The organism is Leclercia sp. AS011, assembly GCF_037152535.1.
Classification (GTDB): Bacteria; Pseudomonadota; Gammaproteobacteria; order Enterobacterales; family Enterobacteriaceae; genus Enterobacter.
This window is the reverse complement of the sequence record NZ_JBBCMA010000011.1, coordinates 15,688-27,918: the sequence shown is the minus strand read 5'-3', so window position 1 is coordinate 27,918 and position 12,231 is coordinate 15,688. Positions and strand designations below refer to the sequence as shown.

13 protein-coding genes and 1 riboswitch are annotated in these 12,231 nt (G+C 57.9%); of the genes, 7 read left to right on the top strand and 6 right to left on the bottom strand.

What is annotated here, in order from left to right:
• Positions 1-588 precede the first annotated feature (588 nt).
• Together purH and purD are read left to right on the top strand one after the other, a co-directional pair.
• Positions 589-2,178, top strand: a complete 1,590-nt coding sequence (gene purH / locus WFO70_RS21980; protein WP_337019344.1) for a bifunctional phosphoribosylaminoimidazolecarboxamide formyltransferase/IMP cyclohydrolase — start codon at positions 589-591, stop codon at positions 2,176-2,178.
• A gap of 15 nt (positions 2,179-2,193) precedes the next feature.
• Entirely contained in the window at positions 2,194-3,486 is a 1,293-nt protein-coding gene (purD, locus tag WFO70_RS21975) for a phosphoribosylamine--glycine ligase (RefSeq protein ID WP_337019342.1), read from the top strand.
• Positions 3,487-3,582: 96 nt separating this feature from the next.
• Here the strand turns inward: purD and WFO70_RS21970 are convergent, their stop codons facing one another.
• From WFO70_RS21970 to nudC, 6 genes are all read right to left on the bottom strand, one after another.
• On the bottom strand, positions 3,583-4,275 hold the full coding sequence (locus WFO70_RS21970; RefSeq protein WP_337019341.1) for a DUF1481 domain-containing protein: 693 nt from the start codon (positions 4,273-4,275) through the stop codon (positions 3,583-3,585).
• A gap of 11 nt (positions 4,276-4,286) precedes the next feature.
• Positions 4,287-4,559 (bottom strand): nucleoid-associated protein HU-alpha, encoded by a 273-nt coding sequence (hupA, locus tag WFO70_RS21965; RefSeq protein WP_002445246.1) that lies wholly within the window; start codon positions 4,557-4,559, stop codon positions 4,287-4,289.
• A gap of 186 nt (positions 4,560-4,745) precedes the next feature.
• On the bottom strand, positions 4,746-5,336 hold the full coding sequence (locus tag WFO70_RS21960; RefSeq protein ID WP_032615911.1) for a YjaG family protein: 591 nt from the start codon (positions 5,334-5,336) through the stop codon (positions 4,746-4,748).
• Between the two features lie 41 nt (positions 5,337-5,377).
• On the bottom strand, positions 5,378-6,049 hold the full coding sequence (nfi, locus tag WFO70_RS21955; RefSeq protein WP_337019339.1) for a deoxyribonuclease V: 672 nt from the start codon (positions 6,047-6,049) through the stop codon (positions 5,378-5,380).
• A 9-nt stretch (positions 6,050-6,058) separates the two neighbouring features.
• A complete protein-coding gene (hemE, locus tag WFO70_RS21950; RefSeq protein WP_337019337.1) occupies positions 6,059-7,123 on the bottom strand; it encodes a uroporphyrinogen decarboxylase in 1,065 nt (354 codons plus the stop codon).
• Positions 7,124-7,163: 40 nt separating this feature from the next.
• Entirely contained in the window at positions 7,164-7,937 is a 774-nt protein-coding gene (nudC, locus tag WFO70_RS21945) for an NAD(+) diphosphatase (protein WP_337019335.1), read from the bottom strand.
• A 95-nt stretch (positions 7,938-8,032) separates the two neighbouring features.
• Here nudC and rsd point away from each other — a divergent pair, with 95 nt between their 5' ends.
• The 5 genes from rsd (at position 8,033) to thiS (ending at position 12,231) form a co-directional block, all read left to right on the top strand.
• Entirely contained in the window at positions 8,033-8,530 is a 498-nt protein-coding gene (gene rsd / locus WFO70_RS21940; protein WP_337019334.1) for a sigma D regulator, read from the top strand.
• Positions 8,531-8,583: 53 nt separating this feature from the next.
• A riboswitch (TPP riboswitch) is annotated at positions 8,584-8,692 on the top strand.
• Positions 8,693-8,768: 76 nt separating this feature from the next.
• Positions 8,769-10,664, top strand: coding sequence for a phosphomethylpyrimidine synthase ThiC (gene thiC / locus WFO70_RS21935; protein WP_337019332.1), 1,896 nt, complete (start codon positions 8,769-8,771; stop codon positions 10,662-10,664).
• Complete coding sequence (thiE, locus tag WFO70_RS21930) at positions 10,664-11,299, top strand: thiamine phosphate synthase (protein ID WP_337019330.1); 636 nt, start codon at positions 10,664-10,666, stop codon at positions 11,297-11,299. Before thiC ends, thiE begins: the two co-directional genes overlap by 1 nt.
• The gene (gene thiF / locus WFO70_RS21925; RefSeq protein ID WP_337019328.1) at positions 11,292-12,047 is read left to right on the top strand and encodes a thiazole biosynthesis adenylyltransferase ThiF; all 756 of its coding nucleotides are present in this window, start codon (positions 11,292-11,294) and stop codon (positions 12,045-12,047) included. The genes thiE and thiF overlap by 8 nt, the downstream gene beginning before the upstream one ends.
• Positions 12,031-12,231, top strand: coding sequence for a sulfur carrier protein ThiS (gene thiS, locus WFO70_RS21920; RefSeq protein WP_337019326.1), 201 nt, complete (start codon positions 12,031-12,033; stop codon positions 12,229-12,231). Before thiF ends, thiS begins: the two co-directional genes overlap by 17 nt.

Sequence of the window (12,231 nt, the reverse complement as noted above, 5' to 3'; positions counted from 1 at the left end):
TCTGAGCCATGATCAAACTCTTCAATTTAAGTTTGATGCTCGTGAATTAAACTTCGTAATGAATTACGTATGTTCACTCAGAGACTTGGTATTCATTTATTGTCTTTCGACGTTAAGAATCCATGTCACTTTGAGTGCCCACACAGATTGTCTGATAAATTGTTAAAGAGCAGTGCAACGCGGCTTTCGCTCACCGTTGCGAGGTGGCGTATAATACGCTTTCCTCTTTCAGAGTCAAGCGATTATTTCACGCTTTTCTCTTCAACCGGCCCGGCTGTTTGTGTGAAGTGATTCACATCTGCCGTGTCGATGGAGGCGCATTATAGGGAGTTCTCCGGAGCCCGCAACCCTTAAATGACAGAAAAATGACTGACTGCTGCATTCCCCAGCAAAACCCCGCCTTATACCTGATTACTCACAGACTTATCCACAATGCGACGAAAAAGTAAAAATGTGCGAGCGTTGCGCAAACGTTTTCGTTAAAATACTCGCGCTAAATAAAGCGCCCCCGCCAGGTGTGTTAGTTGAGTTTTTATGTAGAAAATTCACCTAACGCTCTCTGTAATCGTCAAATCCAGGGGATTTACCATGCAACAACGTCGTCCAGTCCGCCGCGCTCTGCTCAGTGTTTCTGATAAAGCCGGTATCGTCGAATTCGCTCAGGCACTTTCTGCACGTGGTGTGGAGCTGCTGTCCACGGGCGGTACTGCCCGCCTGTTAGCAGAGAAAGGCCTGCCGGTAACCGAAGTGTCCGATTACACCGGTTTCCCGGAAATGATGGATGGACGCGTCAAAACCCTGCACCCGAAAGTTCACGGCGGCATTCTGGGCCGTCGCGGTCAGGACGACGGTATTATGGATCAGCACGGGATCGCGCCGATCGACATGGTTGTCGTTAACCTCTATCCGTTCGCCCAGACCGTTGCCCGTGAAGGCTGCTCGCTGGAAGATGCCGTAGAGAATATTGATATCGGCGGCCCGACCATGGTGCGCTCCGCTGCCAAGAACCATAAAGATGTGGCCATCGTGGTAAAGAGCAGCGACTACGATGCCATTATTAAAGAGATGGACGCCAACGAAGGCTCCCTGAATCTCGAAACCCGTTTCGACCTCGCCATTAAAGCCTTCGAACATACCGCCGCCTACGACAGCATGATCGCCAACTACTTCGGTAGCCTGGTGCCGGCTTACCACGGTGAAAGCAAAGATCCTTCCGGCCGGTTCTCTCGCACCTTAAACCTGAACTTCATTAAGAAGCAGGATATGCGCTACGGCGAGAACAGCCACCAGCAGGCTGCCTTCTATATAGAAGAAGAGGTAAAAGAAGCCTCTGTTGCCACCGCCCAGCAGGTTCAGGGTAAAGCGCTCTCCTATAACAACATTGCCGACACCGACGCGGCGCTGGAATGCGTGAAAGAGTTCAGCGAACCTGCCTGCGTGATCGTTAAGCACGCCAACCCATGCGGCGTCGCGGTAAGCACCTCGATTCTGGATGCCTATGACCGCGCCTACAAAACCGACCCGACCTCCGCGTTCGGCGGCATTATCGCCTTCAACCGCGAGCTGGATGCCGAAACCGCTCAGGCGATCATCTCCCGTCAGTTTGTTGAAGTGATCATCGCCCCTTCTGCCACCGAAGAAGCCCTGAAAATCACTGCGGCTAAACAGAACGTGCGCGTACTGGTTTGCGGCCAGTGGGCGGAACGCGTGCCGGGCCTGGACTTCAAGCGTGTGAACGGCGGTCTGCTGGTTCAGGATCGCGATCTGGGTATGGTGACAGAAGCCGATCTGCGCGTGGTGACCAAACGTCAGCCAACCGAACAGGAACTGCGTGATGCGCTGTTCTGCTGGAAAGTGGCGAAGTTCGTCAAATCCAACGCCATTGTCTACGCCAAAGAGAACATGACTATCGGGATAGGCGCAGGCCAGATGAGCCGCGTTTACTCCGCGAAAATCGCGGGTATCAAAGCAGGCGACGAAGGTCTGGAAGTGAAAGGTTCCGCCATGGCCTCTGACGCCTTCTTCCCGTTCCGTGACGGTATCGACGCGGCTGCTGCTGTCGGCATTACCTGCGTGATCCAGCCTGGCGGTTCCATCCGTGATGACGAAGTCATTGCTGCTGCCGACGAACACGGCATCGCGATGATCTTCACCGACATGCGTCACTTCCGCCATTAATTCCCGGAGCAGAAAATGAAAGTATTAGTGATTGGTAACGGCGGGCGCGAGCACGCGCTGGCCTGGAAAGCGGCGCAGTCTCCGCAGGTGAAAACGGTCTTCGTGGCACCGGGCAACGCCGGTACGGCACTGGAGCCCGCGCTGCAGAACGTGGCTATCGGCGTGACCGATATCCCGGCCCTGCTGAATTTTGCCCAGAGCGAGAAAATCGATCTGACGATTGTGGGCCCGGAAGCCCCGCTGGTGATTGGCGTGGTGGACGCGTTCCGCGCGGCAGGCCTGACCATCTTCGGCCCGACCGAAGGTGCCGCCCAGCTGGAAGGATCTAAAGCCTTTACCAAAGATTTCCTTGCGCGTCATAACATCCCGACCGCGGAATACCAGAACTTCACCGAGGTGGAGCCCGCTCTGGCTTACCTGCGTGAAAAAGGCGCCCCGATTGTCATTAAGGCCGACGGTCTGGCCGCCGGGAAAGGCGTGATCGTGGCGATGACGCTCGAAGAGGCGGAAGCCGCGGTTCAGGATATGCTGGCCGGTAACGCCTTTGGCGACGCGGGCCACCGCATCGTGATCGAAGAGTTCCTCGACGGTGAAGAGGCGAGCTTTATCGTGATGGTCGACGGCGAGCACGTTCTGCCGATGGCCACCAGCCAGGACCACAAGCGCGTGGGCGATGCGGACACCGGCCCGAATACTGGCGGGATGGGTGCCTACTCCCCTGCACCGGTGGTGACGGATGAAGTTCACCAGCGCACCATGGATCGCATCATCTGGCCAACGGTGAAAGGCATGGCCGCGGAAGGTAATACCTACACCGGTTTCCTGTATGCGGGTCTGATGATCGACAAGCAGGGTAATCCGAAGGTAATCGAATTCAACTGCCGCTTTGGCGATCCGGAAACCCAGCCCATCATGCTGCGCATGAAATCCGATCTGGTGGATCTGTGCCTGGCGGCCTGCGAAGGCAAGCTGGACCAGAAAACCTCCGAGTGGGACGAGCGTGCATCGCTGGGCGTAGTGATTGCTGCAGGTGGTTACCCGGGCAATTACAACACCGGGGATGAGATCCACGGTCTGCCGCTGGAGCAGATGGAGGGCGCGAAGGTGTTCCACGCCGGTACGACGCTGTCTGATGACGATCGCGTACTGACCAACGGTGGCCGCGTCCTGTGCGCCACCGCGCTGGGCCATACGGTCGCACAAGCGCAGCAGCGCGCCTATGCCCTGATGAAGGATATTCGGTGGAACGGCAGCTTCAGCCGCCAGGATATTGGTTATCGTGCAATTGCGCGGGAGCAGGGGGAGTAATTCCCCCTCACCCTCACCCTGACCCTCTCCTGAAGGGAGAGGGGATCGTTCGTAGGCCGGATAAGCGTTAGCGCCATCCGGCTTAATCTACAGAACTCAGAAACTCTTCTCGGTCGGCTGCCAGGTACAGAAGTCTTCGTTAGCCACCAGCAGCAGCTGTGACCCTTCCGGCGCTTCCAGCCATGCCACGCTCACTTCCATGGATGAATGGCTCTGACGTCGTCCAATATGTTCCGTCGCCCAGCTATCAAGATCCGGCTTCAGGGTCTGGCCTTCACAGGTGGTCACGGTGCCGTTGGTATGCCAGCGCCCCTGATGCAGCACTACCCGCCCTTGTCGCAGCGCGTCGCTGGTCTGACGAATCTGGTCGGCACGATAGCGGTAGAGGTCGATTTGATCGGTAGAGAGTTGCTGCTTCAGACCGCCGATTTCGCGCTGCATAAAGCTCAGCTCACCGTGGTCGTCAAAACGCACCCGCACGTGCTCGGGCACCTTGCTGTAGATGTTCACATCGATATAGGCCAGCGTATCACCCTGCCAGCGATACTCACTGGTGGTGGTACTGCCGCTGTGCCAGGGACTGAAGGCGGAGAGCAGATGGACTTCATCGTCCGTGTCTTTTCGCCAGATACGGACCGCGCCCTGATCGTCAGCGTAACCGCTGGCGGTAAACGGCGGCAGAGAGGAGTCATGGCTGCAGGCGGATAACAACAGGATGCCAGCCAGCGCCATTGCCGGGCGCCAGACAGACAAAAGGGGCGAAACCGCCCCCTCGATAAAACTGTTCACTGCTACGCGGCTTACTTAACTGCGTCTTTCAGTGCTTTGCCAGAAACAAATGCTGGCACGTTAGCTGCAGCGATTTTGATTTCTTTACCGGTCTGCGGGTTGCGGCCAGTACGCTCAGCGCGGTGGTTCACTTTGAAGGTACCGAAACCTACCAGTTGTACAGCATCGCCTTCTTTCAGAGACTCAGTAATAGCAGCCAGGGTGGATTCCAGAGCAGCTTTAGCCTGTACTTTAGACAGATCAGCCTTGTCCGCAATTACATCAATCAGTTGAGTCTTGTTCATAAGTTATCCTTTCAATGTGTTTATCGCTTGCTAAGCATCGAGTGCGACGAAAATGCCAAAAAAGCACTCTCCTGCATACACGCACCGATAGCCACTTTTTTTCGCCCCCCAAATGTAGACCAGACGGGGGGCAGAAGGGAAGAGTACAGGTATGACAAAACAGGCGTAAAATCACGTTTTATTGTTTCACTGGTGAAGATTTATACCAATGTTACTCTCGCCTGCCTCACGCAAGTCTGCACGCAGACCTTTAATCAGCTCGATATCGCGTTCTTCGCACTCTGCCAGCAAACGGAATATTTCCCACTGGATGTCCCATTCCTGCTCAACAGCCGGGTTTAAACGGAGCTCTTCATCGGTCATTTCACGACCTGCCTGGGTCATCTCGAGCATCGCCACGGACGTGATTGAGGCCTTACTGACTTCGATGGCATGTTCCAGAGTTTCGCCACTCAGACGCGAGTGAATCAGTTCACTTAATGCCACGCAGGCATCGATGGCCGGATAGACACCATAGACATCATAGTCATCGGCAACGGGGATCGCCTCTTCCAGCTTATCGAGCTGAGAATCGAAGTTCACCTTCGCATCTTTGACCGTCAGCGTCTCCCACACCAGATCGAGAATACGGCGATACAGCTGGCCGTCACCAAATTCGGTCTGCTTGCAGAACATGGCGTAGTTCGGGTACATGCGTTCGCACAGGCAGGCCATAAAAGTGACATGCTGCCAGCTTTCCAGCTTCTCGAGGCGCAGGTGAATCGGGTTTTGTAACATGATGAAGTCTCGAATCGAAAATTAGCCGCAGTTTACCTGAATCAGCGCTGAATTTCCTGCCAACGAACAAAAGCCGGACGCCCGGAGGCTACCGCATCGGCCCAGCGGGTTGGCTCCGGTAATCGATAGCCTTTCATACAGCGCTGAACCCACGCCAGGGCGGTATCGGTACTGACGCGATGGCCGGTGGCGATAAACAGCGGGTTGCAGCGCGCCTTGCTGCGCCAGACCCACGCCAGCTGCTCGCCTTTGTCCATTAAGGGCGCCAGCGCGCCGGGCTCAGCCGAAAGGGGTTCAAATTTACCGCAGAGGCGCTTTTTCGCTACGCCGATGGTTGGGACATCCACCAGCATGCCAAAATGGCTGGCGACGCCGAGACGGCGCGGATGGGAGATCCCGTGGCCATCAACAAACATCAGGTCGGGTCTCCGCGAAAGCTGATCCCACGCGGCCAGCAGCGCGGGATATTCACGAAAAGAGAGGAAGCCGGGGATGTAAGGCATGGTGGTGGCAATACGCGCCACCTGATACTCGACCAGCTCCAGTTCGGGCCAGGTCAGCAGTACTATCGCCGCCCGCGTCACCTCTCCACCCTGCTCAAACCCGACATCCGCCCCGGCTATCAGCGCGGGTGGGTCTTTGTCCAGCCGGTCTTCACGGCATACCGACGCAGCGAGTTTAAGTTGTTGAGCGCGAAGTGACGCAAGATCCATAACGACTCCTTAGAGGTGATACTGGGCAGAAAGTCGGTGCACCGCCTCCACAAACACGCCTGCATGTTCTGGCGGTACATCCTGATGAATACCATGCCCCAGGTTAAACACATGGCCTTCGCCCTGACCGAAGCCCGCCAGAATGGTCGCGACTTCTTCTTCAATACGGGCGGCCGGAGCATACAGCATAGACGGATCCATGTTGCCCTGCAGGGCGACTTTGTCCCCAACGCGACGGCGCGCGTCGGCAATATCGGTGGTCCAGTCGAGGCCCAGCGCATCACAGCCGGTCTCTGCCAGGGCTTCCAGCCACTGACCGCCGCCTTTGGTGAACAGGGTCACCGGCACGCGACGGCCTTCGTTTTCACGCAGCAGGCCATCGACGATTTTATGCATGTAGTAGAGCGAGAACTGCTGATAATCGCGGCCCGTCAGCACCCCACCCCAGGTGTCGAAGATCATCACCGACTGAGCGCCCGCTTTGATCTGCGCGTTCAGGTACAGGGTGACGCTTTTCGCCAGCTTATCCAGCAGGGCGTGCAGGGCCAGCGGGTCGGCGTACATCATCTTCTTGATCACGGTGAAGGCTTTGCTGCTACCGCCTTCGATCATGTAGGTCGCCAGCGTCCACGGGCTGCCGGAGAAGCCGATCAGCGGCACGTCGCCTTTCAGCTCGCGGCGAATGGTGCGCACCGCATTCATCACATAACCGAGCTCCTGCTCCGGGTCCGGGATCGGCAGGTTATCGATGTCCGCTTTGCTCTTAATCGGCGAGCTAAAGCGCGGGCCTTCGCCGGTTTCAAAGTACAGGCCGAGCCCCATCGCGTCCGGGATGGTCAGGATGTCGGAGAAGAGGATCGCCGCGTCCAGCGGATAGCGGCGCAGCGGCTGAAGGGTCACCTCGCAGGCCAGCTCCGCATTTTTGCACAGCGACATAAAATCGCCCGCCTGCGCACGCGTGGCTTTGTATTCCGGCAAATAGCGGCCCGCCTGGCGCATCATCCATACCGGGGTGACATCAACGGGTTGGCGCAGCAGCGCACGCAGATAACGATCGTTCTTCAGTTCGGTCATTTTTGCAGTTCCTTAAGCGTCTTATCCCCAGTGTACCACGTCATTCATAGTCGGCCCGACACATTGCCACCGTATCTTCTATCAGCCGGCGCGCCACGGTGCCCGGCGGGGGGAGCAGGGGTAAATCGTCATAGCGATACCAGTCGGCGGACAGCAGTTCTTTCGGGTCGATGACGATCTCGCCGCTGTCGTACTCGGCCATAAAGGCGGTCATCAGCGACTGCGGGAACGGCCACGGCTGGGAGGTGACGTAGCGCAGGTTTTTCACCTTGATGCCGCTCTCTTCCATGACTTCACGCGCGACGGTCTGCTCGAGGGTTTCGCCCACTTCGACAAACCCGGCCAGAACGGTATGCACCCCGTTGCGATGGCGAGTGTGTTGTGCCAGTAAGATGGAATCATCCCGGCGGATGGCGACGATGATGCACGGCGCGATTTGCGGATAATAGCGTTCCCGGCAGTGGCTGCAGAGCATCGCCCACTCGGTTTTACTCGGGTGCATGGTGTGGCCACAGTAGCCGCAGAATTTATGCGAGCGGTAAAACTCGGCCAACTGCACGGCACGACCCGCCAGCTGGAACAAGCCGACATCGAGATCGAGCACCTGGCGCACCGATCCCATATCCTGGCGGCGATTTTGTTGGATCAACCACACAGAATCGCCCTTCCATTCGCCTATATTTAGTGCGTGTTGCCCTGCAAGATCGAAATTATTTGCTTCGCCATAGGGTAATTCGCCACCGGGCAACCATAATTTTTGTTCATGGCTGACTAACCACCAGCCGCGATCCGATTTTTCAATTATACGATCCATATCTATTGCACTACCTTTGCTTCACAGGCATGTTGGTAACAATACTATTACATTTTGGGTGGGCAGCTTTTAATCTTAACCTTGCGGAGTCAAACATGCTAAACCAGCTAGAAAACCTGACAGAGCGCGTTGGCGGATGTAACAAACTGGTCGATCGCTGGCTGCTCGTGCGGAAACATCTGCTTGTTGCCTACTACAATCTCGTTGGCATTAAGCCCGGCAAAGAGTCCTATATGCGCCTGAATGAAAAAGCGCTGGACGACTTTTGCCAGAGCCTGGTCGACTACCTGTCCAACGGCCATTTTAATATTTATGAACGCTTTGTCCGTGAAATGGAAGGTAATAGCCCGTTTTTAGCGGCGACCAAACTTTACCCCCTGCTGGAAGCCAATACCCAGCAAATCATGGATTACTACGACTCCACGCTCGAAAACGCCATCGATCAGGATAATTACCTGGAATTCCAGCAGGCGCTTTCTGATATCGGCGAGGCGCTGGAGCAACGCTTTACGCTGGAAGACAACCTGATCGCCCTTGCGCTGGATCACAATCTGAAAGCAAGCAACGAAGATAACGTCGCCCGACCGGCTTGAGTTATTCCTCGTTAACGCGTAGTTTACATTCACTGCTCCCGCTGTAGGGGAGCTTATTCTTGTCGGAGTGCCCAGTGCGAAAGCCGGGCTGAGACCGTTAATTCGGGATCCGCGGAACCTGATCAGGTTAAGACCTGCGAAGGGAACAAGAGTCAATTTATTGTATTGCCCACGGGCGATCCTCTCTTGCTTCATCCGTCGTCTGACAAGCCACTTCCTGAACTTACTGGAACGAGCTATGTCTGCCACAAAAATGACCCGCCGCGAACAGCGCGCACAGGCCCAACACTTTATCGACACCCTGGAAGGCACCGCTTTCCCGAACTCGAAACGCATCTATCTGACCGGTTCCCGGGATGATATCCGCGTGCCGATGCGCGAGATCCAGCTCAGCCCGACGTTGATCGGCGGCAGCAAAGAGCACCCGCAGTTTGAAGAGAACGAAGCGGTGCCGGTCTACGACACCTCCGGCCCCTACGGCGACCCGACGGTGGCGATTAACGTCCAGCAGGGTCTCGCAAAGCTGCGTCAGCCGTGGATTGAGGCCCGTAACGACTGCGAAGCCCTGAACGAACAAAGCTCGGCCTATACCCGGGAACGTCTGGCTGATGACGGCCTGGACGAGCTGCGCTTCACCGGCCTTCTTACGCCGAAGCGTGCCAGAGCGGGCAAATGCGTAACCCAGCTGCACTACGCCCGCCAGGGGATCGTGACGCCGGAGATGGAATTTATCGCCATCCGCGAAAACATGGGCCGCGAGCGCATTCGTGGCGAAGTGCTGCGCCACCAGCATCCCGGCGAAGGCTTTGGTGCCCGCCTGCCGGAGAACATCACCCCGGAATTTGTGCGTGACGAAGTGGCCGCCGGCCGCGCCATTATCCCCGCCAACATCAACCACCCGGAATCTGAGCCGATGATCATCGGCCGTAACTTCCTGGTGAAGGTGAATGCCAACATCGGTAACTCGGCGGTGACCTCCTCCATCGAAGAAGAGGTGGAGAAGCTGGTCTGGTCAACCCGCTGGGGCGCGGATACGGTGATGGACCTCTCCACCGGGCGCTATATTCACGAAACCCGCGAGTGGATCCTGCGTAACAGCCCGGTGCCGATTGGTACCGTACCCATCTACCAGGCGCTGGAGAAGGTTAACGGCATCGCAGAAGACCTCACCTGGGAAGCGTTCCGCGATACCCTGCTGGAGCAGGCCGAGCAGGGCGTGGATTACTTCACCATCCACGCGGGGGTGCTGCTGCGCTACGTGCCGATGACCGCGAAGCGTCTGACCGGTATTGTCTCACGCGGCGGCTCGATCATGGCGAAATGGTGCTTGTCTCATCATCAGGAGAACTTCCTGTATGAACACTTCCGCGAAATCTGCGAAATCTGCGCCGCATATGACGTCTCTCTGTCGCTGGGCGATGGCCTGCGTCCAGGCTCCATTCGCGATGCCAACGACGAAGCGCAGTTTGCCGAGCTGCACACGCTAGGCGAGCTGACCAAAATCGCCTGGGAGTATGACGTCCAGGTGATGATTGAAGGCCCGGGCCACGTGCCGATGCAGATGATCCGCCGCAACATGACCGAAGAGCTGGAGCACTGCCACGAAGCGCCGTTCTACACCCTGGGGCCGCTGACTACCGACATCGCGCCGGGCTATGACCACTTCACCTCCGGGATTGGCGCGGCGATGATCGGCTGGTTTGGCTGCGCCATGCTCTGCTACGTCACCCCGAAAGAGCACCTCGGCCTGCCGAACAAAGAGGACGTGAAGCAGGGGCTGATCACCTACAAGATCGCCGCCCATGCTGCTGACCTGGCGAAGGGCCATCCGGGGGCGCAGATCCGCGATAACGCCATGTCGAAAGCGCGCTTTGAATTTCGCTGGGAAGATCAGTTCAACCTCGCCCTCGACCCTTTCACCGCCCGGGCTTATCACGACGAAACCCTGCCGCAGGAGTCCGGCAAAGTGGCGCACTTCTGCTCCATGTGTGGACCAAAATTCTGCTCAATGAAAATCAGCCAGGAGGTACGCGACTACGCCGCAGCGCAGACCATCGAAGTGGGGATGGCCGATATGTCGGAAAGCTTCCGCGCCAAAGGCGGCGAGATCTATCTCAAGAAAGAGGAGGCGTAATGTATCAACCCAACTTCCCGCCGGTGCCCTTTCGTCTGGGGCTCTATCCGGTGGTCGACAGCGTGGCGTGGATCGAACGCCTGCTTGCCGCAGGCGTAAAAACGATCCAGCTGCGCATCAAAGACAAGCAGGATGACGAGGTCGAGGCCGATATCGTGGCGGCCATTGCCCTCGGGCGTCGCTACGACGCCCGCCTGTTTATCAATGACTACTGGCGGCTGGCGATCAAGCATCAGGCTTACGGCGTGCATCTCGGTCAGGAGGATCTGGAGACCACCGAACTGGAGGCCATTCGTGCCGCCGGGTTACGCCTCGGCGTTTCGACCCACGATGACATGGAGATCGACGTGGCGCTGGCGGCACGTCCGTCCTACATCGCCCTCGGGCACGTTTTCCCGACCCAGACCAAGCAGATGCCTTCCGCCCCTCAGGGGCTGGCGCAGCTGGCCCGCCATATTGAACGGCTTACGGATTACCCAACGGTTGCCATCGGCGGTATCAGCCTCGAGCGCGCCCCGGCGGTGCTGGAAACCGGCGTCGGCAGCATCGCGGTGGTCAGCGCCATCACCCAGGCCGAGGACTGGCGGGCGGTAACGACACAGCTACTGCAACTGGCGGGAGCAGGCGATGAATGACCGTGACTTTATGCGCTACAGCCGCCAGATCCTTCTGGAGGATATCGCCATCGACGGGCAGCAGAAGCTGCTCGCCAGCCGGGTCCTGCTGGTCGGCCTCGGCGGGTTAGGGGCTCCGGCGGCACTGTACCTGGCCGGGGCCGGGATCGGCACCCTGGCGCTGGCCGACGATGACGAGGTGCATTTGAGTAATTTGCAGCGCCAGATCCTCTTTACCACCGACGACATCGATCAGCCGAAAGCGCAGGTGACGCAGCGCCGGCTCCAGCAGCTCAACCCGGACATCCGGCTGATTGCCCTGCAGACCCGCCTGGAAGGCAAAGCGCTGCAGGAGGAGATCGCCCGCGCCGACGTAGTGCTGGACTGCACCGATAACATGGCCACCCGCCAGGCGATCAACGCCGCCTGCGTGATGCTTAACACGCCGCTCATTACCGCCAGCGCCGTGGGCTTTGGCGGGCAGATGATGGTGCTGACGCCGCCCTGGGCGCAGGGCTGCTATCGCTGTCTGTGGCCGGAGGATGACGAGCCGCAACGCAACTGCCGTACCGCCGGTATCGTCGGGCCGGTGGTTGGGGTAATGGGAACCTTGCAGGCGCTGGAGGCGATCAAGCTGCTGAGCGGTATCGAGACCCCGCGCAATGCGCTGCGTCTGTTTGATGCCCGGGCGGGAAGCTGGCGGCAGCTGGCTCTGCAGCGCGCCAGCGGCTGTCAGGTGTGTGGAGGGCAGCATGCGGATCCTGTTTAACGACGAACCGATGCAGTGCGTGGACGGCTTAACCGTCGCCACCCTGCTCCACCAGCTGCGCCAGTTAAAACCCGGGGTCGCGCTGGCCCTGAATCAACAGATCCTGCCGCGCGAGCAGTGGGATAAACAGCAGGTCCGTGAAGGCGATCGGATCCTGCTCTTTCAGGTGATTGCCGGAGGCTGA